Genomic DNA, 26,755 nt, shown 5'->3' on the forward strand with positions numbered 1-26,755 from the left:
CTCCGTCTACATCAGCGCAGGGCGCGCTTGTAGAGGTCCAGAAGGTTGGTCCAGGCCTGTTCGGCGGCGGCCTCGTTGTAGACTTGGCTGCCCTTGACCGTCCAACCGTGGGCGGCGCCGGCGAAGACCTCGACCTTGGCCGGGCGTTTGGCCTCGGCAAAGGCGGCCTTCAGCTTGTCCTTCACGTCGGGCTCCTTCTTGTCGTCGTTGTCGGCGACCTCGATCAGGTACTCGGCGTGGGTCTTGGGGATCAGCAGGTGCGGGCTCGAGGGATCGGCCGTGACCAGGCCCCCGCCGTGGAAGCTGGCGACGGCGGCGATGCGGCCCGGCGCGGCGGCGGCGGTGCGGAACGACAGCGGCCCGCCCATGCAGTAGCCCTGCACGCCGATCTTGCGGCCCTTGTCGGTTTCCTTCTGGGCGTCGAGGAAGGCCACATAGGCCAGGGCGTCGCGGTCGGTGCCCTCGGGCGTGACCGTGGCCCGCAGCGGCGTGATCTTGGCGCGGTCTTCCGGGTTGGCGAAGTTGAATGTCCCGTCGATCACCGGCGCCTTCTTGACGCGGTAATAGAGGTTGGGGACCAGCACCACGTAGCCGGCGGCGGCCAGGCGGCGGCCCATGTCGCGGAAGACGGGGCGCAGGCTCATGACGTCGGGCCAGATCAGCACGGCGGGCCACTTGCCCTTGCCGACCGGCTTGAACAGGGCCGCGTCGGCCTCGCCGTCGGGCGTCTTGATGACGACGTCGGTCTCGACGACCTTGTCGTCGGCATGGGCGGCGGTGGCGGCCAGCCCGCCGACGGCGGCGGTCATCAGGCCGAAGGCGCGGCGCGAGACGCGGGGGTCATGAACTAGGCCGGGGTGGATGTCGTCGTCGCACATCGCGCGGGCTCCTTGCTGAACAGAGGCGCCCGCACGGTGCACGACCTGACGCCGAAGGCAATCGGCGGCTCGCGATAAGGTTCAGAAGCTGAGGACGACGAAGACCACGCCGCTGACCACCACGCCCGCGCTCAGCATCAGGCCGAGCGCCTGGCCGGCCCGGGACTGACCCGGAAGGCGCGCCCAGGCGATCTTCGGCGCGCGCTTCGGGGCGGCTCGATCGTGGACGGCGGCGGTCATGATTCCATCTCCTCGTTTAAGCCCAAGCTTCTGGGGCCTGACGAGTTAACGGGCGTGAACCGCCGGCGGATGCAGGCGTGCGACCGATTGATCCAGGGTGCGCCTAAAGGGTCACACTCCAGCCGTCGCGACCGCTGCCCGGGGCGACCGGAGGCGGGGGCCTGGCGCAGGCCGTATGGGCCTTGGTGACCCGCCGCAGCGAGGCGGGAAAGCGGTGAAGCTTGCTGTCGGGGCGGATCGGCCGCGCCACCAGGTCGCCCTCGCAGTTGGGGCAGACCCCCTGGAATCGATTGTCGGCGCAGTCGGCGCAGAAGGTGCATTCGAAGGTGCAGATGCGGGCCTCGCCGCTGTGGGGCGGCAGGTCGCGGTCGCAGCACTCGCAGTTGGGGCGCAGTTCGAGCAAGGGCCGTCCTCCCGTGTTCTTATGCGTTGAAGCCCCGCACCATAAGGGCCGGAGGGCCCTTCGCGCGAGGGGGCGCGTTCGCGGATCACGGGATTGTGGGAAGAGCCTCAGGCCTGCTGGCGGGACGCGGCGTTGCGCAGGACAGCGTTGTAGGCGCGCGACAGGGCGTCGTCCTCGTTTGCGCTCCTGACCATGCCGTTGATCAGGAACAGGTCGATGAATTGTCCGATCCCGATCAGACCGAAGGTGAGCAGCCAGAGCGTGCCGGTGACGTACTTGCCCATGTAGAAGCGGTGCAGGCCGCACACGCCCAGGAGGCAGGGAAGCCAGAGAATGAAGGCCGTTCCGCTACTCTTGTGCATGCGCGATCCCTCTAAGGTTGAGCGCAGCATGGCATGGGGCGCGACGAACGCAAGACGGGGGTTGACCCCCCTTCGGCGCCCCCCTAAACACGCCGCCGTTTGCGCAGGCGGGCGGGGTTCTCCCCGGCCCGCCTTTTTGCGAAAATGATCCGCCCGTTCCGGGCTTTCCACGCGTTCTGGAGGCGCTTTTCGAGATGTCCCAAGACCTTCTCCCCGGCGTCACCGGCGTTCTGGTCCTGGCCGACGGCACGGTGCTGCAGGGCGTGGGCTGCGGCGCGGTCGGCGACGCGGTCGGCGAGGTGTGCTTCAACACCGCCATGACCGGTTACCAGGAAATCCTGACCGACCCGTCCTACATGGCCCAGATCGTGGCCTTCACCTTCCCGCACGTCGGCAATGTCGGCACCAACAGCGAAGACGTCGAGCAGGTCACCGGCGTGGCCGAGACGGCCGCCCGCGGCGCGATCTTCCGCGACGTCCCGACCGATCCGGCCAACTGGCGCGCCAACAGCGACTTCGACGGCTGGATGCAGCGTCGCGGCGTCGTCGGCCTGGCCGGCGTCGACACCCGCGCCCTGACCCGCAAGATCCGCGAGACCGGCATGCCGCACGGCGTCATCGCCCATGCGCCGGACGGCAAGTTCGACCTCGACGCCCTCAAGGCCAAGGCCCGCGACTGGTCGGGCGTCGTGGGCCTGGATCTCGCCAAGGACGCCTCCACCACCCAGACCTTCACCTGGGACGAGGGCCTGTGGTCGTGGCCGGAAGGCTACGCCAAGCTCGAGACCCCCAAGTACGAAGTGGTGGTCATCGACTACGGCGTGAAGCGCAACATCCTGCGCGCCCTGGCTCACGTGGGCGCCCGCGCCACCGTCGTGCCGGCCAGCACCTCGGCCGAGGACATCCTGGCCCGCAACCCCGACGGCGTGCTGCTGTCCAACGGCCCGGGCGACCCGGCCGCCACCGGCGAATACGCCGTGCCGGAAATCCAGAAGCTGGTCGCCAGCGGCAAGCCGGTGTTCGGCATCTGCCTTGGCCACCAGATGCTGGCCCTGGCTCTCGGCGCCAAGACCGTGAAGATGGAACAGGGCCACCACGGCGCCAACCACCCGGTCAAGGACCTGACCACCGGCAAGGTCGAGATCGTGTCGATGAACCACGGCTTCACCGTGGACAGCGAAAGCCTGCCCGAGCCGGTGCAGGAGACCCACGTCTCGCTGTTCGACGGCACCAACGCCGGCATCGCCCTGAAGGACAAGCCGGTGTTCAGCGTCCAGCACCACCCGGAAGCCTCGCCCGGCCCGACCGACAGCCTCTATATCTTCGAGCGCTTCGCCGGCCTGATGGACAAGTCGAAGTAAGACGAAACGCCCCGCTGAGAAGCGGGGCGTTTTTCGTTTCGGGCCCTGTCACGAAACCATCGCCCAGGGTTCACGCACCGCCTCGGCGACCCATGCTAGCGTTTTCGCCGTTCCCCAATCTCGCGAGGACGGCATGAGCGCCTATGAACGCATCGGCGGCGAGGCCGCCGCCCAGTCGGTGATCGACGACTTCTTCCAGCGCGCCCAGGGCGATGCGCGCCTTTCGGGCCTGTTCGGCGGCGAGATCCCGCCCGGCGCCCGCGCCGTGGTGGCCGGCGCCCTCGACCCCGAGGCCGGCGAGGCCCGTGGCGACCTGGAGCTGGCCCAGGTGTGGTTCGGCGCCAACGCGCTGGAGGACGACGAGCTCGACCTGATCATCGGCCACCTGGCCGCCGCCCTCGAAGCCGCCGGAATCGACGACGAGATCACCGCCGACGTCGCCGACCAGATCGAACTTCTCCGAGACCTGGCCCTGGGCCCGGACGAGGAAGACTTCGACGACGAGGATGAAGACGAGGAAGGCGAGGTGGCGGCCTGAATTTCACCTTCTCCCATAGGGAGAAGGAGGGGCCCGCGCCGAAGGCGCGGGAGGATGAGGGGTTACGAGGTCGGCCCGCGTGCCGGCACGATCCAGGGCGATGCGGTGAGGGCGTAGCCCCCTCACCCTCCCATGCCGCGCATGGGCCCCTCCCTCTCCCTATGGGAGAGGTTGTGCGGCCTCCCCCTAAGTCCCGAACTGCGTGAACGGGACCTTGTTGAACAGCTCCCGCTCGGCCCCGCGCGGGTCGTCCTGCATGCGGGAGCCCTCGTCGAACACCAGGGTCTGACGGCGGGGCAGGGTGTAGGGCTCCCACTTCGGGATGGCCGCGCAGTTGGGATCGCCGGTGCGGGCGAAGGCGACGAAGGCGTCCATCATGGTGTCGGACATCGCCTGGCTGCGGGCGTCGGTCCCGACGATCGCGCCCTTGGCGTCCAGCGTGCCGAACACCAGGCAGATGTCGAGCGTGTGCGGCGCGCCCCAGATCCCGCCGTCCTTGGGCGACTTCCAGTCCAGTTGATACACCCAGGCCGGCGCCCGGGTCGGAGCGCGGGCCTCGGCCTGCAGGATCGCCGCCTTCCACGAGCGCCCGGCCGTCGAGGCGGCGAAATAGACGTCCGACGGCGAATAGTGCGGGTACAGCTTGCGATAGGCCGCCACCACCGTGGCCGGGTCGATGTCGATGCGGGCGTTGAACTGGGACGGCAGCTTCTCGACCACCTGCGCCCAGGTCATGTCGAACACCTTGGGATCGGAGCCGACGAAGCCGCGGGTCTCGTCGTGGGTGTTGCCGCAGATCAGCGGCACGTCCAGGCCCAGGGGCGAGGCGTCGGGGAAGAACGGGTGGCGGGTCAGCGATCGCTCGTCCAGCACCGGGCCCATATAGACCCCGCCGGAGCCGGCCACGGGATCGACGGCCTTGAGGCCGTTCAGCAGCTGCTCGGCGGGCAGGGCGCGCAGGGCCGCCAGGTCGCTGATCCCCAGCTTGTCGAGGAACAGCCTGGCGCGCTTGGTGGCGTTGAACGGCCCGCCGGCGGTCACCTGCTGGCCGCTCATGGTGACGGCGCGGTGGAAGAGGCCCTTGGCGCTGGGCATGGCCAGCAGGGTGGCGATCTTGGCCCCGCCGCCCGATTGGCCAAACAGCATGACCCGTGAGGGATCGCCGCCGAAGGCCTCGATGTTGTCGCGCACCCATTGCAGGGCCAGGGCGAGGTCCAGCTGGCCGACATTGCCGCTGTCGGCGACGCTGGGGTCGTCGAACAGGCGGGCCAGATAGAGATAGCCGAAGGCGTTCAGGCGGTGATTGACGGTGACCACCACGACGTCGCCGCGCTTGGCCAGGCGGGTCCCGTCGTACCAGGGGCTGCCCCCCGAGCCGCCGTTGTAGGCGCCGCCGTGGATGTAGACCATCACCGGCCGCTTGCCGCCGTCGGCCAGGCCCGACTTGCCGGTCTTGGCGGGGGTCCAGACGTTAAGGAACAGGCAGTCTTCCGAGAGGGTCTCGCCCTCCTCGCCCTTGCCGGTCTGCATCGAGGCCGCGCCATAGGCCAGGGCGTCGGCGACGCCGGTCCAGGGCTGGGGCTTGCGGGGTGGGGCGAAGCGACCCTCGCCGCCGGTGTCGGCGCCATAGCGCAGGCCCTTGAACACATGGACGCCGTCGACGGTGGTCGCGCCCCGCACCTTGCCGGCGGCGGTGGTCACGATCGGCGAGCGGGCGGGGCCTGCGGGCCTGGCGGCGTGGGCGGGCAGGGCACCGGCGGCGGCGGCCGCGCCGGCGGCCAGCAGCAGGCTGCGACGATCCATGGGGTCTTCCTCCGGCGCTTCTGACGAGCTTGCGCCATGGCTAGCACGAACCATGACACCGGTGACAATCCATTTTGCACGCGAAATCCTCCCCCTGAAGGGGGAGGTGGTCCGAAGGACCGGAGGGGGAAGTTTCTGATGAAGTCAGTGCGCCCTCGAAGTCAGCAGTTACTTCCCCCTCAGTCGCTCCGCGACAGCTCCCCCTTCAGGGGGAGCATCCGGTGGATCACCACATCGACGCGGCCGCTCGCGCCGGCCAGGTCTCGTCATAGGCCGGCCCGCCGACCTCGCCGGCGGTGATCGCCGCCAGCATCGCCCCGGCGCTGGGCAGGCTCTTGGCGTCGACCCGGGCCTCGGCGTTCCACAGCCCGGCCCGCATCACCGCCCGGGCGCATTGGAAATAGCATTCCTCGATGGTGACGATCAGCGCCGTGCGCGGCGCCTTGCCGTCGACCGCCAGGCCCGCCAGCAGGTCCGCATCGGCGCTGATCACCGCGCGGCCGTTGACCCGGAAGGTGGTTCCCGAGCCGGGGATCAGGAACAGCAGCGCCACGCGCGGGTCGCGGACGATGTTGCGTAAGGAGTCGATGCGGTTGTTGCCGCGCCGGTCGGGCAGGATCAGCGTGCGGTCGTCGGCGATGGTCACCAGGCCGTGGGCGTCGCCGCGCGGGCTGCAATCCAGGCCCTCGGGACCGACCGTGGCCAGGGCCAGGAACGGCGAGGCCTCGACCAGGCGGCGATAGTCGGAGGTCAGCCGGTCGCTGACCTTGGCGGTGGAGGCCGCCGCCGGCGTCGGGCTGTAGATCGCTTCCAGCGCTTCGAGGGTGTCGATGATCGCCATGCGCCGTCTCCCGTTCGGCGGAAGCCTAGCAGCGGCGGGCGGCGGCTGTCAGGCCCGGCGGTCCAGGGCCTGCTGGCAGGCCTCGGCCAGGCGGCGCGGCGAGATCGGCTTGTCGACGATGGTGCGGCGGGCGTCGGCCAGCTGGTTGGCGTTGCCGGTGACGAACACCGTCGGGATGCGCCCCAGCTTGGCCTCGATGGCCTCGACCGCCTCCAGCCCCGTGCCGCCGATGATGCGGAAATCGGCGGTGATCAGGTCGGGGGCGCGGGCCAGGGCGCAGATCAGCGCTTCCTGCGGACTGTCGGCGATGTCGAAGCTTGAATAGCCCTGGGCGGCCAGAAGGGCCTCGACCTCGAGCGCGATGAGGATCTCGTCCTCGATGATGAGCGCGTGGCCTTGGGACCGTTTCACTGCACTTAACGCCAATCCGCTGTCGTCCCTTACAAGACTACAACCCGAACTTTCAGTCCTCGCCAATCGATTTTCCGTGTTGGTCATCAGAAATGTGTTGCTGCACGCACGGACGGTCACGCCGCCGTGATGGCGCCGCCCGCCCCGCGAGAGCGCCGAGGGGCTGTTTCCCTCCCTGGCCGAAAGCCTTTATGCAGTGGGAAAAACAAGACGAGCAGGAGCGCCCCGTACCCATGACCCAACCGCTGGTCCTCACCGAGAAACGCGGCCATGTCGCCATCCTCACCCTCAACCGCCCCGAGGCGATGAACGCCCTGGGCGCGCCCGGCGACGGCGACCAGGTGGCGGCCGCCTGCGAGGCGATCAACGACGACCAGGATATCCGCTGCGTGATCCTGACCGGGGCCGGCAAGGCCTTTTCGGCGGGCGGCGACGTCAAGGCGATGAAGGCCCGCGAGGGCGCCTTCGGCGGCAACGGCGTGGCCGTGCGCGACGGCTACCGCAAGAACATCCATCGCATCGTGCGGGCCATCTACGGCCTGGAGGTCCCGTCGATCGCGGCCGTGAACGGCGCGGCGATCGGCCTGGGCTGCGACGTGGCCTGCATGACCGACATCCGCATCGCCGCCGATACGGCCAGGTTCGGCGTGACCTTCCTCAAGCTGGGCCTCATCCCCGGCGACGGCGGCGCCTGGCTGATGCCGCGCACCGTGGGCATGAGCCGCGCGGCCGAGCTTCTGTTCACCGGCGACGTCATCGACGCGGCCAAGGCGGCCGAGTGGGGCCTGATCAGCCGCGCCGTGCCCTCGGCCGACCTGATGGGCGAGGCGCTGGCCCTGGCCGAGCGGATCGCCCTTCAGCCGCCTCACGCCTTGCGCATGGCCAAGAGTCTGCTCAAGCACGGCCAGACGGCGAGCTACGACACCCTGATGGAGATGAGCGCCGCCGCTCAGGCCATCGCCCACCACACCGAGGATCACATGGAAGGCGTCGACGCCATTCTCGAAAAGCGCCAACCCACGTTCCGGGGCGCCTGAGGCATGGGCAAGGAAGCGCGCGCCTGGGGCCAGCTCAGCGACGGCGAAAGCGACGGCAAGCTCCTGTGGGAGCCGCCCAAGCTGATCTTCCGCGGGGCCGTGCGCGGCATCTACCAGGGCCACGCCCTGCGGGATATCCGCGCCGAGGGCAACGACATCGTCCTGTCCGACGGCACGCGCTTCACCCTCGATCCCGGCCAGGCCGACAAGTGGGTGCACGCCATCCTCAATCCGCCCACGCGGCTGGACAAGCTGGGCGTCAAGCCGGGCATGAGCGTGGTGGTCGACGGCGTCGACGACGAGGCCTTCCTCGAAGAGCTCTCGACCCGCGTCGACGCCGAGGTCGGAACGGGCGAGGATTTCGAGGACGTCGACCTGCTGTTCCTGGCCGCCGACGACCTGGGGCAATTGGATCGGCTGGAGGACCTGCAAGGGGCGCTGGCCGAGAAGGGCGCCATCTGGGTCGTCTCGCAGAAGGGCAAGACCGCGCCGCTGAAGGATGTCGACGTGCTGGCGGCCGCGCGTGGCGTCGGTCTCTCCGACACCAAGGTCTGCGCCTTCTCCAAGACCCACACGGCTCTGCGGTTCGTGCGGCGCAAGGGCTGAGGATTGGGCGCCGCCCTTACATCCTCCCGTCATTCCCGCCACGAGGGCGGGAATGACGGGAGAAGAGGAGATGGTGGGGCGAGGCGTTGGATGTTTTGGCCAGCGATCCTGGAAGCGGACGCCGACTGACGGAGCGGGATCATGATCGTTGGGCGTCGCGCCGGCCTCTTCGAAATCGCCTTCGCCCTGCGCGGCTCGATCCTGCCCAGCATCGCCGGGCGGCTGGCGGTGCTGCTGCTGGTGTCGATGGTCGCGGTGCTGACGGCCCAGCGCTGGCCCGCGGCGCTGGAGCGGCTGAACGCCTTGCCCTTCACGCTGATCGGCCTGTCCCTGTCGATCTTCATGAGCTTTCGGAACAACGCCTGCTACGATCGCTGGTGGGAGGCGCGAAAGCTCTGGGGCGGCCTGATCATCGCCGCGCGCAGCTTCGCGCGGCAGACGCAAGGGCTGTCTCCCGAGGCGCGCGGGCCGCTGCTGCTGGGCCTGGCGGGCTTCGCCGGCGGGCTGGCGGCGCGCCTGCGGGGGCAGGACGAGCGGGCGGCGATCATGCGCTGGCGCGAGGTTCCGAGCCTGGCGGCCGCGCCCAACCCGACCGACGCGGTGCTGGCCGCCGTCGGCGCCGACTGCGCCCGGCTGGAAGGAGAGGGCGCCGTGACCGCGATCCACCTGTCGGTGCTGGAGGCCCGGCTGACGGAGCTCAGCCACGTCCAGGCCGCGTGCGAGCGGATCAAGGCCACGCCGCCGCCATTCTCCTATTCTCTGATGCTGCACCGGACGGCGCACGTCTTCTGCCTGCTGCTGCCGTTCGCCCTGGCCCACGCGCTGGGCTGGTGGACGCCGGCCCTGGTGCTGCTGATCGGCTACACCTTCTTTGGTCTCGACGCCCTGGGCGACCAGCTGGAGGACCCGTTCGGCCTGGAGGACAACGACCTGCCGCTGGACGCCATGGTCCGCACGATCGAGCGCGACCTGCTGTTCTCGCTGGGCCGCGAGGACCTGCCGCCGGTGATCGAGGCCAAGGGGTACCGGCTGACGTAGAGGCCGGGGGAGGTCCCCCCTCAGTCGCTCCGCGACAGCTCCCCCCAGAGGGGGAGCATCTTGGAGCCGGCGCCAATAGATCCTCCCCCTCTGGGGGAGGTGGCCCGGAGGGCCGGAGGGGGGGGCGTTTTCAGCTGCCGGTGAGTTGGAAGTTCATCAACCACTCCCCCCTCCGTCGGCTTCGCCGACACCTCCCCCTTCAGGGGGAGGGCCTGCTGCCTAGAACCGCTGCTTGCAGCCCTGCTTCTGGTGCACGCCGCGCAGGAAGCCGCGACGGGCCAGGCCGGCGTCGCCCAGGGCCTCCAGGTGGCGGTCGGCCGGGGCCGCGCCCGAGATCTCGCGCACCAGGCTGCGGAACGGGATGATCGAGTTGACGATCGCCTTGCCGCCGGCCTCGGCCAGCTTGCCGGTGCGGTTTTCCGTGTATTCGTTGCCGGTCTGGTAGTCGGGGCCCAGCACGTCGTTCAGGCGCTGGATCTCGGCCACGAGCTTGGCGCAGGTCTTCAGGCCCTTGAGGCTGTAGGGATCGGCCAGGGCCTCTTCCAGCACCGGCGGGATCTTCTTCTTCGACAGGCCGACGTCGCGGGCCGGCTGCGTGCCGATCTCCATGGACTTCTCGCGCCAGCCGTCAGGCCGGCCGTCGCCGTCCGAGTCCTTGGCGGGCGGCGGAGGAGGCTTGCTGGCCGTGGCCGACTGGGCCGGCTTGGCGGGATAGGCTGGCTGGGCCGTGGCGCAGCCCGTGGCCAGGGACGCCGCCGCGCCCAGGATCGCAATCTTCGTCAGAACCGCCCGCATGACACCCCGCTCCACTGCTTCGCGTCCATCATAGGGTGATGAACGCCGATCAGGAACGGCAAGCTGGACCTTGGGTTCCATGACGCGCTGCGCTGCGTGCGCAGCGATTTACATTGATGCCAATTGCGTCCCGGGTTGTTCATAAAGCATGTCAGGCCGCCGCCTTGGCCCGCTTGCGCCAGAACCGCATGACGCCGTCGTCCAGCTTGCCCAGGCGCAGGGCCGCCAGGTCCAGGGCGTAGTTCTGGTGCACCTTCCACGGCGCCTTGGTTCCCTGCTTGGGAAACTTGTCCATCGCCCGCTGCACATAGCCCGACGAGAAGTCGAGCCAGGGCGTGGCGGCCATGTCGGGCTGGTCCAGGTGGGGGACGCAGATGTCCATGCCCGCCCGGTCCATGTGGTTGATCAGCCGGCAGACATACTCGCTGGTCAGGTCGGCCTTCAGCGTCCACGAGGCGTTGGTGTAGCCGAAGGCCGAGGCCAGGTTCGGCACGTCGCTGAACATCATGCCCTTGTAGCTGAAGCCCTTGGCCAGATCGACGGAGCGCCCGTCGACGACGACCTCCATGCCGCTCAGGAGCTGCATCCGCAGGCCGGTGGCGGTGACGACGATGTCGGCCTCCAGCGTCTTGCCCGATTTCAGCAGCAGGCCCTGTTCGGTGAAGCTGTCGATGTGGTCGGTGACCACCGAGGCCGAGCCGTTCTTGATGGAGTCGAACAGGTCGGCGTCGGGCACCAGGCACAGCCGCTGGTCCCAGGGATTGTAGCGCGGCGTGAAGTGGGTCTCGACGTCGTAGTCCTTGGGCAGCTGGTCGCGCACGAGGTTGATCAGCCGCTCCTTGGTCTTCTCCGGCTTCTTCCGGGCCAGGTTGAAGAACAGCATGGTGATCAGCACGTTCTTCCAGCGGGTGATCCCGTAGGCGGTCATGGCCGGGAGCTTGGCCCGCATCCAGTTGGCCAGGCCGTCTTCCGCCGGGCGCGAGACCACATAGGTCGGCGAGCGCTGCAGCATGGTGACGTGGGCGGCGGTCCTGGCCATCTCCGGCACGATGGTCACCGCCGTCGCGCCGCTGCCGATCACCACGACCTTCTTGCCGGCGTAGTCGAGGGTCTCGGGCCAGTGCTGCGGGTGGACGATGGTCCCCTTGAAGCGCTCGGTCCCCTCGAAGTCGGGGGTGTAGCCGGCGTCATAGGCGTAGTAGCCGGCGCACATGTAGAGGAAGCCGCAGGCGATCTCGACCGTCTCACCGGTGTCGACCCGCTCGGCCTGCACCGTCCAGCTGGCGGTCTCGCTGTTCCATTCGGCGCGGCGCACCTTGTGGCGGAAGCGAATGTGCTCGTCGACGCCGGCCTCGGTCGCGGTCTCGCGCACATAGTTCAGGATCGACGGGCCGTCGGCGATGGCTTTGGCCTGCCGCCATGGCTTGAAGGCGTAGCCCAGGGTGTACATGTCGCTGTCGGAGCGGATGCCCGGATAGCGGAACAGGTCCCAGGTGCCGCCGATGGCGTCGCGGGCCTCGAGAATGGCGTAGGTCTTGCCCGGGCAGCGCCGCGTCAGGTGATGGGCCGCGCCGACGCCCGACAGGCCCGCCCCGACGATCAGGACGTCGAAATATTCCGTGCTCATGGCCGTCTCCGTCCCCGTGGTCCGGTGAGCCCGGATCCTGTTTTAAGTGAACGATGTTCACCAGCAAACGACCGTTTGGACCCGACGTCAATTGCGGCGCGTGCGATGGCGTCGGTTTTCATTGCGCATGGTCCTCGTGCCCGCGTATGCGGAAGGCCATGTCCCTACGCGACTTCGGCCTGTTGGTGCTGATCTGCCTGATCTGGGCCAGCAACAACATCGTCTCCAAGATCGTGGTCGCCCACTGGGGCGTGCCGCCGCTGTTCTACGCGGCGGTGCGCTTTGCGTTGGTCGCGGCGGTGACCCTGCCGTGGCTGCTGCCCGCGCCCCGGCCGACCTGGCGGATGCTGGTGGTCGGCGTGTTGATGGGGGCGGGGGGCTTTGCCCTGCTGTTCATGGGCTTCAAGACTGCCTCGCCCTCGGCCGCGGCGGTGGTGGTGCAGGCGGGCGTGCCCTTCACCACACTGCTGTCAGTGCTGATGCTGGGCGAGAAGATCCACTGGCGGCGCGGCGTCGGCATCGCCCTGACCCTGGCCGGGGCGCTGATCGTGATCTGGAACCCGCACGGCTTCTCGCTATCGGTCGGCCTGTGGCTGGTGGTGGCCTCGGCCCTGGCCGGCTCGCTGGGCGCGGTGATGATGAAGCAGATCCAGCGCGTGAAGCCGTTGCAGTTGCAGGCCTGGGTGGGCTTCACCTCGGTCTGGCTGCTGGCGGCGGCCAGTTTCGCTTTGGAGCCCGGCGCCAGCAACAAGGCCTTCGAGGCCGGCTGGCCCTTCGTGGCGGCGGTGGCCTATTCGGCGCTGGTGGTGTCGGTGATCGCCCACACCGGCTATTACGGCCTGATCCAGCGCTACGAGGCCAACCTGATCGCTCCGCTCACCCTGATGACGCCGCTGATGACCATCGGTCTTGGCGTGGCCATCACCCATGACCATTTCGACCTGCGCATGGGCCTGGGCGCGGCCCTGGCTCTGGCCGGCGTGCTGATCGTGGCTCTGCGCCGCAACCAGGTGACGCCGCTTCTGATGTTTCTCAAGGACCGCTCGCAATGACCATCGTCGAGGCCCCGTCGCCGAACTTCGACGCCCGCAAGGCCGTGCCCGACACCGTCGTGCTGCACTACACCGGCATGGAGAGCGGCGAGGCGGCTCTCGAGCGCCTGCGCGATCCCGAAGCCAAGGTCAGCGCCCACTATCTGGTCGAGGAAGACGGCCGGGTGTTTCGCCTGGTGGCCGAGGAGCGGCGGGCCTGGCACGCCGGCGCGGCCTTCTGGAAGGGCGTGCGCGACATCAACTCGTCCTCGATCGGCATCGAGATCGTCAATCCGGGCCACGAGTTCGGCTATCGCGCCTTTCCCGACGCCCAGATCGCCGCGGTGATCAACCTCCTGGCCGACATCCGCTCGCGCTGGACCATCGACGACGACCGCATCATCGGCCATTCCGACGTGGCGCCGGCCCGCAAGATCGATCCCGGTGAGCTCTTCCCCTGGAAGCGCCTGGCCGAAAGCGGCCACGGCCTGTGGGTCGAGCCGCCGTCTTCGCCCGGCGCGCCGCTGGGCCGGGGCGAGGAGGGGACCGGCGTCTTCGCGCTGCAGGCCGGCCTGACCCGCCTGGGCTTCGACTGCGCCCCGTCGGGCCAGTACGACGAGTGGACCGAGACCGTGGTCGCCGCCTTCCAGCGCCACTGGCTGCAAGCCCGCTTCGACGGCGTCGCCGACGGCGAGACCCGCGCGCGCCTGGTGGGCCTGCTGCGGGCCGCGGCGGGCGCCTGATGCACCCGGCGGGGGCTTTCCACGTCGAGGACCGCGCGCGCCTGCTCGCCTTCCTCGCCGAGCATTCGTTCGTGACCCTGTGCGCCAGCGTCGGTGGCCGGCCGTTCGTGGTCCAGGCCCCCGTGGTGGTGCGCGACCTGGGCGCCGACGGCCTTTTCCTCGACTTCCATCTGTCGCGGATGAACGCCGTGGCCAGGGCTGTGGTGACGGGCTTTTCCGCCATCGCCCTGGCCAGCGGCCCGCATGCCTATGTCAGCCCCGACTGGTACAGGACCGATGACCAGGTCCCGACCTGGAACTATGTCGGCGTCGAGGCCGAGGGCTTCGTCACGCCACTGTCGGACGCCGAGACGATCCAGCTGCTCGACGACCTGTCGGCCCAGGAGGAGGCGCGCCTCGCGCCCAAGCCGGTCTGGACGCGGGACAAGATGACGCCCGCCAGGTTCGACGCCTTGCTGCGCGGCATCGTCGGCGCCCGGCTGCACGTCGAGCGCCTGGAGGGCACGTTCAAGCTTGGCCAGAACAAGCGTGAGGCCGAGCGGGCGGGCGTGATCGCGGCGCTGGGCGATCACCCGGTGGCGGGCTGGATGCGGGACGAGGGTTAGGGCTCGGCCTTTCCCATTTCTCCCGTCATTCCCGCCCTTGTGGCGGGAACCCCTGGTTCCGCTTTCACGGGATGTGCGAGCGGCGTGCTGAGCCCGCCGCCCCATCCGCCCTTGCGGCTGACAGAGGGGTTCCCGCCACAAGGGCGGGAATGACGGGAGGTTGGGGAAGCGATCCCTGATTGACCTCGTCGCCTTGGCGCCGCAAACAGCGCGCGGACCAGATGGCCGGGCGATCGCGGTATCCCGTAAGGGAGTCGAGGAAAGTCCGGGCTCCACGGTGACAAGGCGGTGGGTAACGCCCACCGGGAGCAATCCCAGGGAAAGCGCCACAGAAAGCAAACCTCCTCCCTACGGGGCGGGAAGGGTGAAAGGGTGGGGTAAGAGCCCACCGCGGACCTGGCGACAGGGACGGCATGGCAAGCCCCGCCTGGAGCAAGACCGAATAGGGATCCCGCGCCGGTTTACCGGCTAGGTCGTCACTGGCCGAGAGGATCCGGGTTGGTCGCGAGAGTCGTCCAGCAATGGGCGGCCAAGAGGAATGATCGTCGCGTCCCTGTTCACAGGGGCGGCACAGAACCCGGCTTACAGGCCGTCTGGTCCATCACATTTTCCGCAACCCCAAGCGTCCCAAGGCCCTCCGAAATGGGCCGCGATGGGATGCGTCTGTGCGCGAGTCTGTGGATAGAAATACAGTTGTCTGTATGTTCCTGAATTAACCTTTTTGAACGGTGCGATATTACCGCTAGCGCCTTTGAATTCCTGGTGAAATGGCCCCTGGTGTCATTGTTTCCCACTTCATCCCATGTTAACCCATTCGGGCTGGTCGGACTCGTGCTGGGGCGACCGTGGTTTGGGCAAGGGTTGGCGGGGTGTTCCTCTCGACGTTCGAGAAGCAGCTGGACAGCAAGCGGCGCCTCGTGGTGCCGCAGGAGTTCCGCGCCGCCGTCTCGGGCCCCTTCGACGGCATCTTCTGCTTCCCCTCGATCGAGGCCGACTGCCTGGAAGCCGGCGGCAAGGCCCTGTTCGACCGCTACCAGGCGGTGATCGACGAGCTGCCCTTCGGCGACCCGGTGCGCTCGGCGCTGGAGACCAGCGTCCTGGGCGGCATGGCTCGCCTGTCGTTCGACACCGCCGGCCGCATCACCCTGCCCGACGTGCTGTGCGACATGTTCGGCCTGACCGACGAGGTCACCATCGTGGGGCTGGGCGAACGCTTCCAGATCTGGTCGCGCGACGCCTTCCAGGCCCACCGCGCGACCCAGCGCGAACTGGCCCGCGACGGCCTGGCCGCCCTGCGCGCCCAGCAGCGCGTCGCCCGCCTGGGGGGCGCCGCATGAGCGCCGCCCCGCACATCTCGGTCCTGCTGAGCGAAGTCGTCGCCGCGCTCGACGCCAAGCCCGGCGACATGATCCTCGACGGCACCTTCGGCGCCGGCGGCTACACCCGCGCGATCCTGGGAAGCGGCGCCTCGGTGACGGCCTTCGACCGCGATCCGACGGTGCAGCGCTTCACGTCCGACCTTCCCGCGACGGATGGTCGCTTTCGGCTGATTCAGGACCGTTTCTCGCAAATCACCGCCTATTTTGGGCCTGCGTCGGTGGACGGCGTAACCCTGGATCTTGGCGTGTCTTCCATGCAGCTCGACGAAGCCGAGCGCGGCTTCTCCTTCATGCGCGACGGTCCGCTGGACATGCGCATGGGCGACGACGGCCCCACGGCGGCCGATCTGGTCAACACCCTCGACCAGGTCGAGCTTGCCCGCATCCTCTATGTCTACGGCGAGGAGCACGCCTCGCGCCGCGTGGCCAGCTTCATCGTCAAGCGCCGCGCCGAAGAGCCGTTCACCCGTACGCTGGACCTGGCGGCCGTGATCGAGCGCGCGCTGGGCGGTCGCAAGGGCGCCAAGGTGCATCCGGCCACCCGCTCGTTCCAAGGCTTGCGCATCGCCGTCAATGACGAGCTTGGCGAGCTGGAGGCGGGTCTGGCCGCCGCCGAGGCCGTGCTGAAGCCGGGCGGTCGCCTGGCCGTGGTCACCTTCCATTCGCTGGAAGACCGCATCGTCAAGAATTTCCTGGCCGAACGCGCCGGCCGCACGCCGGGCGGCTCGCGCCACGCGCCGCCGACCGCCGCTGGCGCGCCGCCCAGCTTCAAGCTGATCTCGACCAAGGCCATCGCGCCGGGCGAGGAAGAGCTGGCCGTCAATCCGCGGGCCCGCTCGTCCAAGCTGCGCGCCGCCGTCCGCACCGAGGCCCCCGTCTGGGAGGCCTCGGCGTGAGGATCTCGGAGGTCTTCCATCGCCGCGTGCGCGGCTTCCGCGTCGTCGACATCGTCGGCGTGGGCGTGCTGCTGACCCTGGTGCTGGGCGTCTATATGGCGAAAGCCTTCGCCGGCCGCGAGCGCGCCGAGATCGCCTCGGTCGAGCGCCAGATCGAGGAAGAGCGGATCAAGGTCCGCCTGCTGAAGGCCGAGGTCGCGCACCTCGAGCAGCCGCGCCGCATCGAATCCCTGGCCCAGGCCGCCCAGCTGGCCCCGATCGCGCCCGACCGCGAGACCAGCGAGGACGCGCTGATCGACGTCGCCCGCAAGCCGATCCCGGCTTCCAAGCCGCTCGCCCCGCCGGTCGCCGCCGCGGCCGATCCGGCCCTGGCCGCCGCCGACGCGCCCGACGGGGTCAGCGCCGGCGCCGAGGAGGCTCCGCGATGAGCCTGGCCAACCTCGTTCCCCATGGCGGCGGTCCGGCCTGGCGCTGGCTGATCGAACGCGTCTGGCGCCTTGAGCACGCCTTCGAGCGCTCGCGCGCCGCGGCCAAGCCTGAAGACGACACCAGCATCCGCATCTTCTTCGTCCTGGCCCTGTTCGCCTGCGCCTTCATGGTGCTGGCCGTCGGCGCCACCTGGGCGGCGGTGTTCTCCAGCGCCGGCAAGAACGGCGGCTTCCTGGCGGCCATGGAAGGCGCGCGCGGCGATCTCGTCGACCGCGAGGGCAAGCTGCTGGCCGTCGACCTGACCCACTACGCGCTCTACATCGATCCCAAGGAAGTCTGGGACGCCAAGGCCACGCGCGCCGCCCTGGGCAAGGCCCTGCCGCAGGTGCCGGCTAAGCGCCTGGACAAGGCCATCTTCGGCGACCGCCGCACCTTCCTGCTGGGCGGCCTGGACCCGGCCCAGAAGGACGCCATCTTCAACCTGGGCCTGCCGGGCGTGGAGTTCGAGGAACAGGCCCGCCGGGTCTATCCGCTGGGCGTCTCGGCCGCGCACTTCGTCGGCTTCGTCGACGGCGGCGGCAAGGGGCTGGCCGGCGCCGAGGGCGCGCTGAACGACGACATCCACGCGGCCGCCGCCAAGGGCGAGGGCGCGGCCCCGATCGCCCTGTCGATCGACCTGCGCGTCCAGGCCGCCCTCGAGGACGAGTTGCGCAAGGCCGCCCTCGAATTTGGCCCCAAGGGCGCGGTCGGCATCGTCACCAACGTCCACACCGGCGAGATCCTGGGTCTGGCCAGCTATCCGGACTTCGATCCGAACGATCCGGGCAAGGCCAGCGACGACGCCAAGCTGAACCGCGCGGCCGCCTCGGTCTACGAGATGGGCTCGACCTTCAAGGCCTTCACCGTCGCCATCGGCCTGGATACGGGCGTGGCCACGCCCAGCTCGACCTTCGACGCGCGCGAGCCCTACAAGCTGGGCTACCGCACGATCCACGACTACCACGCCTCGCGGAAGATCCTGACCCTGGTCGAGGTGTTTCAGCACTCGTCCAACATCGGCACCGCGCGCCTGGCCGAGGGCGTCGGCGCCCAGCGCCTGAGCCAGTACTACGGCAACCTGGGCCTGACCAAGCCGGCCAAGGTGGAGCTGCGCGAGTCCGCCCGCCCGTTGACCCCGAAGAAGTGGGACACCGACGCGGTGGCCTCCACCTCGTTCGGCCACGGCATGAACGTCAGCCCGCTGGCGCTGGCCCGCGCCTTCGGTCCGCTGCTGAACGGCGGCACCATGCCGCCGCTGACCATCCGCAAGCTGCCGCCAGGCGTGCGTCCGGAAGGCCCGCGCGTGCTGTCCGAAGAGACCTCGCAGCAGATGCTGCAGATCATGCGCGCCAACGTCACCGGCGGCAGCGGCAAGACCGCCGACGTCAAGGGCCTGTCGGTCGGCGGCAAGACCGGCACCGGCGAGAAGTACGATCCCACGATCCGCGGCTACAACCACCAGCGCCAGGTCTCGTCCTTCGCCGCGGTGTTCCCCACCGAGGGACCGCTGGAGGCCGACCGTTATTTCGTCCTGATCCTGATGGACGAGCCGCACGGCACGGCCAAGACCTTCGGCTTCTCGACGGGCGGCTGGGTGGCCACGCCGGCCGCCGGCCGCGTCATCGACCGCATCGCTCCGTTCCTCGGCGTCCAGCGCCGGAACGAACTCATCATCGCCGGCGCCCAGCCGAAAGCCACCACGCCAGGGGCGGGACTTTGACCAAGACGCTTTCACAGATCCTGCACCGTCCGTTCGACGCTGACCCGGCCATCGCCGGGGTCACCGCCGACAGCCGCAAGGTGCGTGAAGGCTTCCTGTTCGCCGCCCTGCCGGGCAGCAAGGTCGACGGCCGCGGCTTCATTCCGGGCGCGATCGCCTCGGGCGCGGCCGCCGTCCTGGCGCCCGACGACGTGACCGATCTTTCGGTGCCGACCGCTCATGCGACCGACATCCGCCGCGCCTACGCCCTGGCCGCCGCCGAGTTCTGGGCGCAGCAGCCGGCCACGGTGATCGCGGTCACCGGCACCAACGGCAAGACCTCGGTCGCCGGCTTCGCCCGCCAGATCCTGGCCCTGCTGGGCAAGAAGGCCGCCAGCATGGGCACCCTGGGCGTCGTCGTCAGCGCCCCGGGCGTTCCCGACGAGCAGCTGACCCCGCCGGGCCTGACCACGCCGGACGCCGCCGACGTCGCCGAGATGGCCGCCAAGCTGGCTGGCATGGGCGTGACCCACCTGGCCGTCGAGGCCTCGTCGCACGGCATCGACCAGCGCCGCCTGGACGGCCTGAAGATCAGCGCCGCCGGCTTCACCAACTTCACCCAGGACCACCTCGACTATCACGGCACCATGGGCTGCTATCGGGCCGCCAAGCTGCGCCTGTTCGAGGCCCTGCTGCCGCGCGGCGCGACCGCCGTGCTGAACGCCGACAGCGACGCCTTCCCCGCCTTCGCCGCCGCCGCCGTGACCTCGGGCGAGACCATCCTGTCGGTGGGCGAGCAGGGCCAGGGCCTGAAGCTCATTTCCCGCGAGCCGACCCCCTGGGGCCAGCTGCTGAAGATCGCCGCCCAGGACCGTGAGTTCGAAGTCCGCTTGCCGCTGGCCGGCGACTTCCAGGCCTCCAACGTGCTGGTCGCGGCCGGCCTGGTGCTGGCCACCGGCGAGGATCTGGACGCCGTGCTCGCCGCCCTGGAAAAGCTGGAAGGCGCGGCCGGCCGGCTGCAGCGCGTGGGCAAGGGAACCGGCAAGGGCGAGGCCTATGTCGACTACGCCCACACCCCCGACGGCCTGGAGACGGTGCTGAAGGCCCTGCGCCCGCATGTCCGTGGCAAGCTGGTGGCCGTGTTCGGCGCCGGCGGCGACCGTGACCGCACCAAGCGTCCGCAGATGGGCGAGATCGCCGCCCGCCTGGCCGACGTCGCCATCGTCACCGACGACAATCCGCGTTCGGAAGATCCCGCCAGCATCCGCGCCGCCATCCTTGCCGCCGCCCCCGGCGCGCGCGAGATCGGCGACCGCCGCGAGGCCATCCGCGCCGGCGTCGCCCTGCTGGAAGACGGCGACGTGCTGGTCGTGGCCGGCAAGGGCCACGAGCAGGGCCAGCTGGTGGCCGGCGTCAACCACCCCTTCGACGACGTGGCCGAGACCCTGAGCGCGCTGGAGGCCGTCCATGGCTGACGCCCTCTGGACCGCCGAAGAGATCGCCGCCGCGACCGGCGGCACGGTCGCCGGCGACTTTTCCGCCACCGGCGTCTCGATCGACAGCCGCAGCATCGAGCCGGGCGACCTGTTCGTCGCCCTGGCCGGCGTGCGCGACGGCCACGAGTTCGTCGCCCAGACGGCGCAGAAGGGCGCGGCCGGCGCGCTGGTCTCGCAAGCCGTCCCGACCCCCGCCGTCGTCGTGCCCGACACCTTCAAGGCGCTGGAAGCCCTGGGCGTCGCCGCCCGCGAACGCGCGCCCCAGGCTCGCCGCGGCGCCGTCACGGGCTCGGTCGGCAAGACCAGCGTCACCCGCGCCGTCGAGGCCGGCCTGCGCCGCGCCGGCAAGGCCCACGCCTCGGTGAAGTCGTACAACAACCACCTGGGCGTGCCGCTGACCCTGGCCCGCATGCCGCGCGATACGCAGCGGGCGGTGTTCGAGGTCGGCATGAACCATGCGGACGAGATCACCCCGCTGTCGAAGTTCATCCGCCCGCACGCGGTGGCGATCACCACGGTCGGCCCGGTGCATCTGGAGAACTTCGCCGACGGCGAGATCGGCGTGGCCCGCGCGAAAGCCGAGATCTTCGACGGGCTGGAGCCCGGCGGCGTCGCCGTGCTGAACGCCGACAATCAATGGTTCGACCTGCTGAAGGGCGAGGCCGAGAAGGCCGGCGCGACCGTGCGCAGCTTCGGCCGTGACGGATCCAGCGCCCGCCTCGTCGACTTCGTGGTCGAGGGCGCCGGCGCGACCGTCGTCGCCGAGCTGGACGGCCAGCCGCTGTCGTTCCCGATCCGCCAGACCGGCGTGCACTGGGGCCCCAACAGCCTGTGCGTGCTGCTGATGCTGGAAGCCCTGGGCGTCGACCGCGCCACGGCCCTGGCGGCCCTGGCCGAGTTCGCGCCGATCGAGGGCCGCGGCGCCGAGCAGACGGTCGCCATCGACGGCGGCGTCTTCACCCTGGTCGACGAGAGCTACAACGCCAATCCGGTGTCGATGCAGGCGGCCCTGGCCACCCTGGGCGCGCGCAAGGTCGCCGGCCGCCGGATCGTGGCCCTGACCGACATGCTGGAGCTGGGTCCCGACAGCCCGCGCTTCCATGCAGAGCTTGCAGGCCCGATCGCCCAGGCGGGCATCGATCTGGTGTTCTGCGCCGGGCCGTTAATGATGTCGCTGTGGAACGCGCTTCCGCAGGAGCGCCGGGGCGGCTATGCGGACGCCGCGCCCGCGTTGGCGCAGCAGATCGCCTCGGCCATGCAGCCGGGCGACGTGGTGATGGTGAAGGGGTCGAACGGGTCACGGGCCGGCGCTATCGCCGCCGCCCTGTCCGCGCTCGGCCGGCGGGAACAAGTCTGATGCTGTATTTCCTCTACGAATGGCTCTCGCGCGGCGGGCACGAGCACGTGCCGGTCCTGAACCTGCTCAAGTACCTGACCTTCCGCACCGGCATGTCGATGCTGACGGCCTACATCGTGGCCGTGGCCATGGGCTCGCGCTTCATCCGCTGGATGAAGGCCAAGCAGGGCAAGGGCCAGCCGATCCGCACCGACGGCATCGAGCGCCACGTTCTCGAGAAATCCGGCACGCCCACCATGGGCGGCTTCATGATCCTGGCCGGCCTGTTCGTCGGCTCGCTGCTGTTCGCCGACCTGCGCAACGTCCACGTCTGGGTCGTGCTGGGCATCACCGCCGCCTTCGGCGTGCTGGGCTTCATGGACGACTACGCCAAGGTCACCAAGCAGACGACCGCCGGCCTCTCCAGCGGCCAGAAGCTGGTCGCCCAGTTCATCGTCTCGATCCTGGCGGCCGTCGCCCTGATCGTCTTCGCCCCGAAGTCGCAGATGACGCCGGGCCTGGAGACCTCGCTGGTCTTCCCGATCCTCAAGAACCTGGTGATCAATCTCGGCTGGTTCTACGTGGCCTTCGCCGCGATCACGATCGCCGGCTTCTCCAACGCCGTGAACCTGACCGACGGCCTGGACGGCCTGGCCATCGTGCCGGTGATGTTCGCCGCCTCGACCTTCGGCCTGATCGCCTACCTCGTCGGCAACTACAAGTTCGCCGACTATCTGAACCTGCACTTCGTGCCGAGCGTCGGCGAGCTGGCGGTGCTGTGCGGCGCCATCATCGGCGGCGGCATGGGCTTCCTCTGGTACAACGCGCCCCCCGCCAAGATCTTCATGGGCGACACCGGCTCGCTGGCCCTGGGCGGCGCGCTGGGCTCGATCGCCGTCTGCGCCAAGCACGAGCTGGTTCTGGGCATCGTCGGCGGCCTGTTCGTGGCCGAGGCGCTCTCCGTGATGATCCAGGTCGCCTACTTCAAGAAGACCGGCAAGCGCATCTTCCTGATGGCGCCGATCCATCACCATTTCGAAAAGCTGGGCTGGGCCGAGAGCACCGTCGTCGTCCGTTTCTGGATCGTCGCCATGATGCTGTCGTTCGTCGGTCTGGCCACGCTGAAGCTACGGTAAGGGGAGGGCGTAGGATGATCCCGGTCCGTGGGTTCGAGGACAAGACGGTCGCGGTGTTCGGCCTGGGCCGCACCGGCCTGACGGCCGCGCGCGCCCTGATCGCCGGCGGCGCCAAGGTGGCGCTGTGGGACGAGAAGGAAGCCGGCCGCGAGGCCGCGCGCGCCGAGGGCCTGCCGGTCGTCGACCTCTCGACCGCGGACTGGAGCCAGTTCGCAGCCCTGATGCTGTCGCCGGGCGTTCCGCTGACCCATCCCAAGCCCCACTGGACCGTCGACAAGGCCAAGGAAGCCGGCGTCGAGATCCTGGGCGACGTCGAGCTCTTCGCGCGCACGGTCAACGCCGCGCCCGAGCACAAGAAGCCGAAGATCATCGCCATCACCGGCACCAACGGCAAGTCGACCACCACGGCCCTGATCGGCCACCTGTGCCAGCAGGCGGGCCGCGACACCCGCGTCGGCGGCAACATCGGCGCCGGGATCCTGGGCCTGGAAGACATGCACGGCGGCGCGGTCTACGTGCTGGAGCTGTCGAGCTACCAGCTGGACCTGACCTCCAGCCTGCACGCCGACGCCACGGTGCTGCTCAACCTGTCGCCCGACCACATCGACCGCCACGGCTCGATGGAAGGCTATATCGCCGCCAAGCGCCGCATCTTCCTGAACCAGGGCAAGGGCGACACGGCGATCATCGGGGTCGACGATCCCTGGTGCCAGCAGATCTGCACCGAGATCACCGCCGCCAACCGCCGCACCATCTGGCCGATCAGCGCCGGCAAGGCCATGGGCCGGGGCGTCTATGCCCTGCAAGGCGTGCTGTACGACGCCACCGGCGAGCGCGTGACCGAGATGGCCGATCTTCTTCGCGCAAGAAGCTTGCCGGGCCGCCATAACTGGCAGAACGCCGCCGCCGCCTACGCCGCCGCCATCGCCATCGGCATCCCGCCGGTCCAGGCGGTCGAGGGGCTGATGACCTTCCCGGGTCTCGCCCACCGCATGGAGACCGTCGGCAAGATCGGCAAGGTCGCCTTCGTCAACGACAGCAAGGCCACCAACGCCGACGCCGCCCGTCAGGCGATGTCGAGCTATCCCAAGTTCTACTGGATCGCCGGCGGCGTGCCCAAGGCCGGCGGCATCGAGGACCTGGTCGACCTGTTCCCGCGCGTCGCCTGCGCCTACCTGATCGGCCAGGCGGCGGATGAGTTCGGCAAGACCCTGGACGGCAAGGCCCCGGTCAAGCAGTGCGGCGACATCGAGACCGCCGTCGCCGCCGCCCATGCCGACGCCGCCGCCACCGGCCAGGACGCCATCGTCCTGCTCTCGCCGGCCTGCGCCTCGTTCGACCAGTTCAGCGACTTCGAGGCCCGCGGCGAGGCGTTTCGGGCGGCGGTCAACGGCCTGGTGAAGCCCAAGGCCAAGCGGGCCTAACCTGTCCGCCGGTCGGTCCCGCCCTCATGGCGGAGGGGCTCGAACGCGCCGGGACATCCATCTCGACGCGGCCGGCGGACTTCGTTGACGTGCGCGATCTCAAGCTGGAACGTAGGGGCCTGATGTTCGACGACTATTTCGATGGCGGTGAAGTCCGGCCGGAATTCAGCAAAGCGTATGTTTCGCTGTGGTCCGGTTGGCTCGGAAAGGACAACCTTCACCTGCTGGACGGCGTCGGCGAGGAGGAATGGTCGAGGTTCAACGCGCTGATCGCGGCCATCTCGACGGATTTCCGTGTCGGAATAGCGAGGCGCGATCCCGGCGTCGTCGAGTTTCCGGCGAAAATCCAATCCGTCCTGAGCCGCTATGAAGAGGCGATGGAGAAGGACGAGTCGCAGTTCTCTACGTTCGTGATCCCGCAACTGCATTGCCTGATCACCGAGGCGTGGGACTACACCTACGTCATCTGGCACAGGAACGACGGCGCGATGGACGCGCTGAAGCCTTACATCGCCGACGCGCGGCTCCATCACTTCTCGGACTAGTGCTCGGCCCTGTCGAGGCGAACGCCTACTTCAGCACCCCGCGTTTCCCCATCGCCCAGGCGTACCAGGTGAAGAACGCCAGCAGGGCGGCGATGACGGCGCTGGTGATCGCCATCTGCTGGCCCATCACCTTGCCGCCGTCGGTCAGGGCGTAGGTGTAGAGCAGGCTGACCAGGAACGCCGCCAGCGAGACGGCGAACACCGGGAAGGCCAGCTTCCGGCGCAGCAGCACCAGCACCGAGGCCCCGAAGGCTCCGAACACACCGATGGCCCACACGCCGGTCATCCAGGCGGGCATCTGCCGATAGTGCGCGATCTGCTCGGCCGTCATGCCGGCGCTGGCCATGTAGGCCTCGCCCTGGGTCATGCTCATCACGAAGTCGAAGACGCCGATGGCGTTGAACAGGACGGCGACCACGCCGACCAGCCAGACGTGCCACGGGGTCTTGGCGGTTCCACCGCCCAAGCTGTTCACAGCGGTCATCAAGCCCTCCCAAGCTGGACCGTTAAGCCGACAGCATCCGCCGGTTTCAGCGATCCGTCCAGCAATCGCAGATCGTTGGTATCTCAAGATCCTCCCCCTGAAGGGGGAGGTGGCCCGAAGGGCCGGAGGGGGAAGTGTCTGATGAGGTCAGCACATCCCCAGCGTCAGCAATCACTTCCCCCTCAGTCGGCTTCGCCGACAGCTCCCCCTTCAGGGGGAGCGTCTGGGCGCGAAGATCCCCGCTCTGGGGGAGGGGCGGCCGCCAGACGGCTACAGGCGTCATTAAAACTACGCTTGTAAAAATTACCCCGCCATGCAGTCTACACCCGTAAATCAACCTGCAGGGGCAATGCATGGGCACTCTCAAGACATGGCTGCGCCGCGGCGCGATCGGCGTTGTGGCGGCAGCGATCGCGGTCGGCGGGGGCGCGGCGGCGACGCGGGCGTTCTTCCAGCACCAGACGGCCGAGCGGCTGCGGATCGACGCCAAGGACGGCATCCAGGAGAGCGCCTTCGTCAAGCTGCCCAGCGGCGAGCAGTGGGTCGTGATCCGGGGCGAGAACCTCGCCAATCCGGTGCTGCTGGTCGTGCACGGCGGCGGCATGCCGACCTCGCTGTTCGCCGAGGACTACAAGAGCTGGGAGAAGGACTTCACGGTCGTCCACTGGGACCGCCGCGACCACGCCAAGAGCCTGGCGCGCGCGGGCGGCCGCATCGATCCGAACCAGGGCGTGGACAGCTTCGTCGCCGACGGTCTGGCCCTGACCGACCATCTGCGAAACAAGCTGCACAAGCCGCGCATCGCCCTGCTGGGCTGGTCGTGGGGATCGCGCGTGGCCCTGACCATGGCCCACCAGCGGCCCGACCTGTTCTCGGTCTATGTCGGAACGGGCCAGGCCGTGGATAACAGCGCCCGCGACCGGCACATCTACGACCACATGCTGGCCGTGGCCAAGACCGGCAAGCATCCGCAGCTGCTGGCCAAGCTGACCGCCCTGGGGCCGCCGCCCTACGACCCTCCCAGCCGCTGGAAGGAGGTCGACGCGCTCGAGCCGGTCTATCTGAAGACCGAAGGCCCGAAGAAGAGCGAGGGCGAGCTCTATCGCCAGGCGCTGGCCATGCCCGACTGGAGCCTCAAGGACCTCCTCACCCACAAGGACGCCGGCAGGACCATCCGCCGCCAGCGCTCGCTGGCCGTCTACAACGCCAACCACGCCTGGAAGGCCGCGCCCCTGGGCCAGGACTTCGCCATGCCGATGGTGCTGATCCAGGGCGAGTACGACCATCCCGACTTCGTGCGCCCCTGGTTCGACGGCCTGCGCGCGCCGGGCAAGGCGCTGGTGGTTCTGCCGGGTACGGGCCATGCCGCCATCCAGATGCAGTCGGTCCGCTTCGGCCAGGCCCTGCATGATCACGTGCTGCCGCTGGCCAGAGCCTGGGAGTACGGTCGTCCGGCCGACGCTCCGACGCCCCAGCCCGAGGTCAAGCCTGTGGAATAGCGAGGAAAATCGCGCCGGCCGTGATTTGGTCGCGGCCGGCGGCAAGACTCGATTAACCGTAACGCCCGACTCTT

The 26,755-nt window shown here is 69.2% G+C and carries 28 protein-coding genes and 1 other RNA gene; 19 read left to right on the plus strand and 10 right to left on the minus strand.

What is annotated here, in order from left to right:
- Positions 1–11: 11 nt before the first annotated feature.
- From DDF62_RS18890 to DDF62_RS18900, 4 genes are all read right to left on the minus strand, one after another.
- Positions 12–878: a dienelactone hydrolase family protein gene (locus DDF62_RS18890; protein ID WP_116490521.1), complete on the minus strand. Its 867-nt coding sequence runs from the start codon at positions 876–878 to the stop codon at positions 12–14.
- Between the two features lie 81 nt (positions 879–959).
- Positions 960–1,118, minus strand: coding sequence for a hypothetical protein (locus tag DDF62_RS25725; RefSeq protein ID WP_165832298.1), 159 nt, complete (start codon positions 1,116–1,118; stop codon positions 960–962).
- A gap of 103 nt (positions 1,119–1,221) precedes the next feature.
- The gene (locus DDF62_RS18895; RefSeq protein WP_116490522.1) at positions 1,222–1,521 is read right to left on the minus strand and encodes a DUF1272 domain-containing protein; all 300 of its coding nucleotides are present in this window, start codon (positions 1,519–1,521) and stop codon (positions 1,222–1,224) included.
- 107 nt (positions 1,522–1,628) lie between these two features.
- Positions 1,629–1,883: an NINE protein gene (locus tag DDF62_RS18900; protein WP_116490523.1), complete on the minus strand. Its 255-nt coding sequence runs from the start codon at positions 1,881–1,883 to the stop codon at positions 1,629–1,631.
- A 194-nt stretch (positions 1,884–2,077) separates the two neighbouring features.
- Between DDF62_RS18900 and carA the strand changes: the two genes are divergently transcribed.
- Together carA and DDF62_RS18910 are read left to right on the plus strand one after the other, a co-directional pair.
- Positions 2,078–3,244: a glutamine-hydrolyzing carbamoyl-phosphate synthase small subunit gene (carA, locus tag DDF62_RS18905; protein ID WP_116490524.1), complete on the plus strand. Its 1,167-nt coding sequence runs from the start codon at positions 2,078–2,080 to the stop codon at positions 3,242–3,244.
- Between the two features lie 133 nt (positions 3,245–3,377).
- Positions 3,378–3,782 carry a globin family protein gene (locus DDF62_RS18910; protein WP_058350106.1) on the plus strand — a complete coding sequence of 135 codons (405 nt, stop codon included), beginning with the start codon at positions 3,378–3,380 and terminating at the stop codon, positions 3,780–3,782.
- A 186-nt stretch (positions 3,783–3,968) separates the two neighbouring features.
- Here the strand turns inward: DDF62_RS18910 and DDF62_RS18915 are convergent, their stop codons facing one another.
- The 3 genes from DDF62_RS18915 to DDF62_RS18925 form a co-directional block, all read right to left on the minus strand.
- Positions 3,969–5,585, minus strand: coding sequence for a carboxylesterase/lipase family protein (locus tag DDF62_RS18915; protein WP_116490525.1), 1,617 nt, complete (start codon positions 5,583–5,585; stop codon positions 3,969–3,971).
- Between the two features lie 226 nt (positions 5,586–5,811).
- Positions 5,812–6,426: a pyridoxamine 5'-phosphate oxidase family protein gene (locus DDF62_RS18920; RefSeq protein ID WP_116490526.1), complete on the minus strand. Its 615-nt coding sequence runs from the start codon at positions 6,424–6,426 to the stop codon at positions 5,812–5,814.
- A 48-nt stretch (positions 6,427–6,474) separates the two neighbouring features.
- Positions 6,475–6,837, minus strand: coding sequence for a response regulator (locus DDF62_RS18925; protein ID WP_243410559.1), 363 nt, complete (start codon positions 6,835–6,837; stop codon positions 6,475–6,477).
- Between the two features lie 233 nt (positions 6,838–7,070).
- Here DDF62_RS18925 and DDF62_RS18930 point away from each other — a divergent pair, with 233 nt between their 5' ends.
- The 3 genes from DDF62_RS18930 (at position 7,071) to DDF62_RS18940 (ending at position 9,518) form a co-directional block, all read left to right on the plus strand.
- Positions 7,071–7,874, plus strand: a complete 804-nt coding sequence (locus tag DDF62_RS18930; protein ID WP_116490528.1) for a crotonase/enoyl-CoA hydratase family protein — start codon at positions 7,071–7,073, stop codon at positions 7,872–7,874.
- 3 nt (positions 7,875–7,877) lie between these two features.
- Complete coding sequence (locus tag DDF62_RS18935; RefSeq protein ID WP_116490529.1) at positions 7,878–8,480, plus strand: DUF3052 family protein; 603 nt, start codon at positions 7,878–7,880, stop codon at positions 8,478–8,480.
- A 141-nt stretch (positions 8,481–8,621) separates the two neighbouring features.
- Positions 8,622–9,518, plus strand: coding sequence for a bestrophin family protein (locus DDF62_RS18940; protein WP_116490530.1), 897 nt, complete (start codon positions 8,622–8,624; stop codon positions 9,516–9,518).
- Between the two features lie 219 nt (positions 9,519–9,737).
- Here DDF62_RS18940 and DDF62_RS18945 read toward each other — a convergent pair whose 3' ends face one another.
- Together DDF62_RS18945 and DDF62_RS18950 are read right to left on the minus strand one after the other, a co-directional pair.
- On the minus strand, positions 9,738–10,313 hold the full coding sequence (locus tag DDF62_RS18945) for a hypothetical protein (RefSeq protein ID WP_243410558.1): 576 nt from the start codon (positions 10,311–10,313) through the stop codon (positions 9,738–9,740).
- Positions 10,314–10,464: 151 nt separating this feature from the next.
- Positions 10,465–11,940, minus strand: a complete 1,476-nt coding sequence (locus DDF62_RS18950; protein ID WP_116490531.1) for a flavin-containing monooxygenase — start codon at positions 11,938–11,940, stop codon at positions 10,465–10,467.
- A 158-nt stretch (positions 11,941–12,098) separates the two neighbouring features.
- Between DDF62_RS18950 and DDF62_RS18955 the strand changes: the two genes are divergently transcribed.
- From DDF62_RS18955 to DDF62_RS19015, 13 genes are all read left to right on the plus strand, one after another.
- A complete protein-coding gene (locus tag DDF62_RS18955; protein WP_116490532.1) occupies positions 12,099–12,992 on the plus strand; it encodes a DMT family transporter in 894 nt (297 codons plus the stop codon).
- Positions 12,989–13,714 (plus strand): N-acetylmuramoyl-L-alanine amidase, encoded by a 726-nt coding sequence (locus DDF62_RS18960; protein ID WP_116490533.1) that lies wholly within the window; start codon positions 12,989–12,991, stop codon positions 13,712–13,714. Before DDF62_RS18955 ends, DDF62_RS18960 begins: the two co-directional genes overlap by 4 nt.
- The gene (locus tag DDF62_RS18965) at positions 13,714–14,319 is read left to right on the plus strand and encodes an FMN-binding negative transcriptional regulator (RefSeq protein ID WP_116490534.1); all 606 of its coding nucleotides are present in this window, start codon (positions 13,714–13,716) and stop codon (positions 14,317–14,319) included. The genes DDF62_RS18960 and DDF62_RS18965 overlap by 1 nt, the downstream gene beginning before the upstream one ends.
- A gap of 217 nt (positions 14,320–14,536) precedes the next feature.
- Positions 14,537–14,920: RNase P RNA component class A (gene rnpB / locus DDF62_RS18970), an RNA gene on the plus strand.
- A 268-nt stretch (positions 14,921–15,188) separates the two neighbouring features.
- The gene (locus tag DDF62_RS18975; RefSeq protein WP_116490535.1) at positions 15,189–15,656 is read left to right on the plus strand and encodes a division/cell wall cluster transcriptional repressor MraZ; all 468 of its coding nucleotides are present in this window, start codon (positions 15,189–15,191) and stop codon (positions 15,654–15,656) included.
- Complete coding sequence (gene rsmH, locus DDF62_RS18980) at positions 15,653–16,594, plus strand: 16S rRNA (cytosine(1402)-N(4))-methyltransferase RsmH (RefSeq protein ID WP_116490536.1); 942 nt, start codon at positions 15,653–15,655, stop codon at positions 16,592–16,594. The genes DDF62_RS18975 and rsmH overlap by 4 nt, the downstream gene beginning before the upstream one ends.
- Complete coding sequence (gene ftsL / locus DDF62_RS18985) at positions 16,591–17,022, plus strand: cell division protein FtsL (RefSeq protein ID WP_116490537.1); 432 nt, start codon at positions 16,591–16,593, stop codon at positions 17,020–17,022. The genes rsmH and ftsL overlap by 4 nt, the downstream gene beginning before the upstream one ends.
- Positions 17,019–18,782, plus strand: coding sequence for a peptidoglycan D,D-transpeptidase FtsI family protein (locus tag DDF62_RS18990; RefSeq protein WP_116490538.1), 1,764 nt, complete (start codon positions 17,019–17,021; stop codon positions 18,780–18,782). Before ftsL ends, DDF62_RS18990 begins: the two co-directional genes overlap by 4 nt.
- Positions 18,779–20,236, plus strand: coding sequence for a UDP-N-acetylmuramoyl-L-alanyl-D-glutamate--2,6-diaminopimelate ligase (locus DDF62_RS18995; RefSeq protein WP_116490539.1), 1,458 nt, complete (start codon positions 18,779–18,781; stop codon positions 20,234–20,236). The genes DDF62_RS18990 and DDF62_RS18995 overlap by 4 nt, the downstream gene beginning before the upstream one ends.
- Positions 20,229–21,614, plus strand: coding sequence for a UDP-N-acetylmuramoyl-tripeptide--D-alanyl-D-alanine ligase (locus DDF62_RS19000; RefSeq protein ID WP_116490540.1), 1,386 nt, complete (start codon positions 20,229–20,231; stop codon positions 21,612–21,614). Before DDF62_RS18995 ends, DDF62_RS19000 begins: the two co-directional genes overlap by 8 nt.
- On the plus strand, positions 21,614–22,729 hold the full coding sequence (gene mraY / locus DDF62_RS19005) for a phospho-N-acetylmuramoyl-pentapeptide-transferase (RefSeq protein ID WP_116490541.1): 1,116 nt from the start codon (positions 21,614–21,616) through the stop codon (positions 22,727–22,729). Before DDF62_RS19000 ends, mraY begins: the two co-directional genes overlap by 1 nt.
- A gap of 14 nt (positions 22,730–22,743) precedes the next feature.
- Positions 22,744–24,153 carry a UDP-N-acetylmuramoyl-L-alanine--D-glutamate ligase gene (murD, locus tag DDF62_RS19010; protein WP_116490542.1) on the plus strand — a complete coding sequence of 470 codons (1,410 nt, stop codon included), beginning with the start codon at positions 22,744–22,746 and terminating at the stop codon, positions 24,151–24,153.
- Between the two features lie 26 nt (positions 24,154–24,179).
- A complete protein-coding gene (locus DDF62_RS19015) occupies positions 24,180–24,698 on the plus strand; it encodes a hypothetical protein (RefSeq protein ID WP_208866897.1) in 519 nt (172 codons plus the stop codon).
- 25 nt (positions 24,699–24,723) lie between these two features.
- Here the strand turns inward: DDF62_RS19015 and DDF62_RS19020 are convergent, their stop codons facing one another.
- Positions 24,724–25,182: a hypothetical protein gene (locus DDF62_RS19020; RefSeq protein WP_244286868.1), complete on the minus strand. Its 459-nt coding sequence runs from the start codon at positions 25,180–25,182 to the stop codon at positions 24,724–24,726.
- A gap of 353 nt (positions 25,183–25,535) precedes the next feature.
- Between DDF62_RS19020 and DDF62_RS19025 the strand changes: the two genes are divergently transcribed.
- Positions 25,536–26,681, plus strand: coding sequence for an alpha/beta fold hydrolase (locus tag DDF62_RS19025; protein WP_116490543.1), 1,146 nt, complete (start codon positions 25,536–25,538; stop codon positions 26,679–26,681).
- The last annotated feature ends 74 nt before the right edge of the window (positions 26,682–26,755 follow it).

This window comes from Caulobacter radicis, assembly GCF_003094615.1.
Taxonomy (GTDB): Bacteria; Pseudomonadota; Alphaproteobacteria; order Caulobacterales; family Caulobacteraceae; genus Caulobacter; species Caulobacter radicis.

Excerpts from the sequence above, each read along its gene's own strand:
- DDF62_RS18890 (WP_116490521.1), bottom strand. The coding sequence starts at position 878 with ATGTGCGACGACGACATCCACCCCGGCCTAGTTCATGACCCCCGCGTC.
- DDF62_RS25725 (WP_165832298.1), bottom strand. The coding sequence starts at position 1,118 with ATGACCGCCGCCGTCCACGATCGAGCCGCCCCGAAGCGCGCGCCGAAG.
- DDF62_RS18900 (WP_116490523.1), bottom strand. The coding sequence starts at position 1,883 with ATGCACAAGAGTAGCGGAACGGCCTTCATTCTCTGGCTTCCCTGCCTC.
- carA (WP_116490524.1), top strand. The coding sequence starts at position 2,078 with ATGTCCCAAGACCTTCTCCCCGGCGTCACCGGCGTTCTGGTCCTGGCC.
- DDF62_RS18910 (WP_058350106.1), top strand. The coding sequence starts at position 3,378 with ATGAGCGCCTATGAACGCATCGGCGGCGAGGCCGCCGCCCAGTCGGTG.
- DDF62_RS18915 (WP_116490525.1), bottom strand. The coding sequence starts at position 5,585 with ATGGATCGTCGCAGCCTGCTGCTGGCCGCCGGCGCGGCCGCCGCCGCC.
- DDF62_RS18920 (WP_116490526.1), bottom strand. The coding sequence starts at position 6,426 with ATGGCGATCATCGACACCCTCGAAGCGCTGGAAGCGATCTACAGCCCG.
- DDF62_RS18930 (WP_116490528.1), top strand. The coding sequence starts at position 7,071 with ATGACCCAACCGCTGGTCCTCACCGAGAAACGCGGCCATGTCGCCATC.
- DDF62_RS18935 (WP_116490529.1), top strand. The coding sequence starts at position 7,878 with ATGGGCAAGGAAGCGCGCGCCTGGGGCCAGCTCAGCGACGGCGAAAGC.
- DDF62_RS18940 (WP_116490530.1), top strand. The coding sequence starts at position 8,622 with ATGATCGTTGGGCGTCGCGCCGGCCTCTTCGAAATCGCCTTCGCCCTG.
- DDF62_RS18945 (WP_243410558.1), bottom strand. The coding sequence starts at position 10,313 with ATGCGGGCGGTTCTGACGAAGATTGCGATCCTGGGCGCGGCGGCGTCC.
- DDF62_RS18950 (WP_116490531.1), bottom strand. The coding sequence starts at position 11,940 with ATGAGCACGGAATATTTCGACGTCCTGATCGTCGGGGCGGGCCTGTCG.
- DDF62_RS18955 (WP_116490532.1), top strand. The coding sequence starts at position 12,099 with ATGTCCCTACGCGACTTCGGCCTGTTGGTGCTGATCTGCCTGATCTGG.
- DDF62_RS18960 (WP_116490533.1), top strand. The coding sequence starts at position 12,989 with ATGACCATCGTCGAGGCCCCGTCGCCGAACTTCGACGCCCGCAAGGCC.
- DDF62_RS18965 (WP_116490534.1), top strand. The coding sequence starts at position 13,714 with ATGCACCCGGCGGGGGCTTTCCACGTCGAGGACCGCGCGCGCCTGCTC.
- rsmH (WP_116490536.1), top strand. The coding sequence starts at position 15,653 with ATGAGCGCCGCCCCGCACATCTCGGTCCTGCTGAGCGAAGTCGTCGCC.
- DDF62_RS18990 (WP_116490538.1), top strand. The coding sequence starts at position 17,019 with ATGAGCCTGGCCAACCTCGTTCCCCATGGCGGCGGTCCGGCCTGGCGC.
- DDF62_RS19000 (WP_116490540.1), top strand. The coding sequence starts at position 20,229 with ATGGCTGACGCCCTCTGGACCGCCGAAGAGATCGCCGCCGCGACCGGC.
- mraY (WP_116490541.1), top strand. The coding sequence starts at position 21,614 with ATGCTGTATTTCCTCTACGAATGGCTCTCGCGCGGCGGGCACGAGCAC.
- murD (WP_116490542.1), top strand. The coding sequence starts at position 22,744 with ATGATCCCGGTCCGTGGGTTCGAGGACAAGACGGTCGCGGTGTTCGGC.
- DDF62_RS19015 (WP_208866897.1), top strand. The coding sequence starts at position 24,180 with ATGGCGGAGGGGCTCGAACGCGCCGGGACATCCATCTCGACGCGGCCG.
- DDF62_RS19020 (WP_244286868.1), bottom strand. The coding sequence starts at position 25,182 with ATGACCGCTGTGAACAGCTTGGGCGGTGGAACCGCCAAGACCCCGTGG.
- DDF62_RS19025 (WP_116490543.1), top strand. The coding sequence starts at position 25,536 with ATGGGCACTCTCAAGACATGGCTGCGCCGCGGCGCGATCGGCGTTGTG.